Raw genomic sequence first — 1,172 nt, forward strand, 5'->3', positions numbered from 1 at the left:
CCGGCGTCACTGCTCCAAAGGCGCCAAATCTCCTCCAGACCCAGCATGGCATTCGCGTTGCATCCCGGACAAGTGACCCAGACACCCGCGTTATCCGTCTGCAGTCCGCCACCGATGGTGACGGTGGACCTAGCTCGGCACGCTTGGCAGGTCATCAGGATAGCTGCAGATCCAGCCCTCGCCCCCTTGCTCAGCAGTGTGGGATCGACTTGGTGGATTACAAAGTCGGTCGAAGATTGCATTGAACAGTCAACGCGAAGAGAGAGCGCTGTCGGAAGCGGAGCGAGCAGTGTGAGATGTTTCTGACCGAATATGAACAGGATCACTGATGAAGACGGGTGCATTGCCTAGACTGTTCAATCAACTCGATTTCCCGGTTCCAAGCACTAGTAGGAGGTCAGAAGTGGGCGATTGCAACGGCAACAAATGACGCGGCTGGCTTTCACGCCGATATCACGCGGTTGTGGCGATCTTCACTTGTAGCGGACAGGGGACTGCTGAGCGCCAATGGCCCGGGCGCTCAGAGGTGCTGCCACCCCACGGGCCTGCAGGACCCCCGCCATGGACCTCCTTTTGTCTCTTGCTCTTGTGATCTTGGCTGCCGCAGCTGCGTTGGGGTTGCTCCAACTCGCAATCGCGCTTTTCAAAGCGCCGTCGTGTCGGCAATGGCTGCGCCGCGGAGAAGCGAAATGATGCGTTCGTTTCGCTACGCCTACCAAAAGGCTCGCACTTGGCACAGCTCCGTGCCGACATCGATTTGGGCCGGATTTCGCTATTCGTTGACTGGCGACACGGGCTACTTCAAGTCGCACGGTGGATGGCGTCTGTCTCGCGTGCACCGCGGAACTGAATCGGCGGAGCCATGAGCGCCTCGGTGCTCAAGCTGAGCCTGGCGAGGCAGTTAAAGGATTAGGCCCTGCGCAGCCTGCTCGGGTTGTTTCGCCCGGAGAACGGCATGTTGTGGTGCTGTGAGCGCGCCTACCTGGACGGCCGAAATGGTGGGCAGCGCGTGGGCGTTGCTCTCACCGCTGCCGCTGTCTGATACTGAACCCGTCCATCGCTGGAAGCTCCCAAGTCGGTCGTCCACGGGCGACAGGCGGGACGAATCGATCAACCCGGTCAACAACGAGCAGCCCGATGATACGCAGCAAGCTGGCTCACAAGCGCGTTCT

At 60.0% G+C, this 1,172-nt stretch carries 1 protein-coding gene; it reads left to right on the plus strand.

Going from position 1 to position 1,172, the window contains the following annotated elements:
* Window positions 1–968: 968 nt before the first annotated feature.
* Window positions 969–1,172 (plus strand): hypothetical protein (locus ACZ4VL_RS40840; RefSeq protein WP_468211127.1); only part of this gene is annotated, 204 nt, incomplete at its 3' end.

Source organism: Streptomyces sp. NPDC029014 (genome assembly GCF_055564695.1).